Source organism: Streptomyces sp. MBT53 (assembly GCF_016654115.1).
GTDB lineage: Bacteria > Actinomycetota > Actinomycetes > Streptomycetales > Streptomycetaceae > Streptomyces.
Genome location: NZ_JAEQAZ010000471.1, coordinates 1 through 1,800 on the forward strand (window position 1 = coordinate 1; position 1,800 = coordinate 1,800).

The window sequence follows — 1,800 nt, forward strand, 5'->3', positions numbered from 1 at the left end:
CCCCTTAGCCCCGTCCCGCTCCCGCCCGGCTCCCTCTTCCCCTCTCCCCACCCCATCTCTCACCAAAATCCACCTGCACCCTGCACCCACCCCGGTAACCATGGCCGTATGACCACTTCGTCGAAGCCGCCCTCGCACACCGTCCGAGCCCACTCCTTCAACGCCGCCGCGGCCCAGTACGCCGAGAACCGTCCCTCCTACCCACCCGCGCTCTTCGACGCCATCGAGGAACTGGCCGGCCACCCCCTCGCGGGCGCCCGTGTCGCGGACGTAGGCGCGGGTACCGGCATCGCAACTGCCCTCCTGCACGCCCGTGGCGCCGAGGTGATCGCGATCGAACCCGGTGACGGCATGGCGGCCCAGTTCCGCCGCACCCTCCCCGATGTCCCGCTGGTCCGGGGCACCGGCGACGCTCTCCCCCTCACCGACAACTGCGCCGACTTCCTCACCTACGCCCAGGCCTGGCACTGGACCGACACCACCAAGTCGGTCCCGGAGGCCTTGCGCGTACTGCGCCCGGGCGGCGCGCTCGCCCTGTGGTGGAACACCAGCGCGGTCGACGTCCCGTGGATCGCGGAGCAGGCGGAACGCATCCGGATCCACTTCGGCATCGACCGCGTCGTGAGGCAGAACGGCAGCGGCGTGCACACCGCGCTCGCCGACCCCACCGGCCGACTCGACTTCGCCCACCGCAGGGTCCGCTGGAGCCGCAGCGTCCCGGTCGACACCCATCTGGCCAACATCAGCAGCCACTCGGTCTTCCTGGTCCAGGACGAACAGTCCACCAACACCTTCCTCACCGAGGAGCGCAACCACCTCCTCACCGCGTTCCCGGACGGCACCGTGGAGGAGACCTACGTCGTGGAACTCGTTGTAGCCCTCGCACCATGACCTCCTGACGACCTCAACGACAGGACGGCCGGCTGTCGAGAGGCCAACCGCCTGTTGCCCCAGCGACACGACCTCTGACGGCCTGACCGGCCCGACTGCTGATCGCCTTGGCGTACGACCTCCGACGGTCCCAACGACATGACCTCCGGCTGCCGCAGCGGCACAGCCTCTGGTTGCCGAGCGGTCAACCGCTGGGGTTGCTTCAGCGATGCGATCTCTGGCGACCCCGGAGGCCACCCTCCCCCGTAACCTCCGACGGCCCTGGCGGTCAGTCGCTGGCAGCTCCGGCCGCCACGACTGCTGGCTGCGCCGCCGGTCGACCTCTGGTCGCTTCACCTGCGTGATCTCCGCCGACTTTGGCGGTCAGTGGCTGGCTGCTCCGGCCGGCACGACTGCTGGCTGCCCAGGCGGTTGACCTCGGGCGGCCCAGGCGGCGCGATCGCCGACCACCTCAGCGACACGACTTTCCTGACAACCCCAGCGGGACAGCCGCAGGTTGCCTCAGTGGAGCGATCCCAGACAGCCTCAGCGGTCAACCCTCGCCGGTCCCAACGAAACGATCTCTGACGGCCTGGGCGGCCAACCTCCGACGACCTCAGCAGCACAGCCTTCGACAGCTCGGGCGGCGGGCAACCCCGGTCTGCCTCGGCGGTGCACCCGCGAGCTGCCCGGGCGGCGGGCAACCTCGGAGCACCCCCGGTCTGCCCCGGCGGTACAACCGCCAGCTGCCCGGGCGGCCAACCGCCGACAACCCCAGCAGCACAGCCCCCGACACCCCGGGCAGCGGCCCGGTCAACCTCCGACGCCCCAGCAGGGCACCCTCCGACAGCCCGAGTCCGACAACCTCAGCCCCCACCCCCTGATCGCCCACCTCCTGATCGCCCACTCCCTGACCGCTCACCTCCTGCC

The 1,800-nt window shown here is 70.7% G+C and carries 1 protein-coding gene; it reads left to right on the top strand.

All coding sequences use genetic code 11. The features are described from left to right. Window positions 1-108 precede the first annotated feature (108 nt). On the top strand, window positions 109-891 hold the full coding sequence (locus tag JHN45_RS52295) for a class I SAM-dependent methyltransferase (RefSeq protein WP_201056555.1): 783 nt from the start codon (window positions 109-111) through the stop codon (window positions 889-891). Window positions 892-1,800 lie beyond the last annotated feature (909 nt).

Coding starts and splice junctions, on each gene's coding strand:
- JHN45_RS52295 (WP_201056555.1), top strand. CDS start 109: ATGACCACTTCGTCGAAGCCGCCCTCGCACACCGTCCGAGCCCACTCC.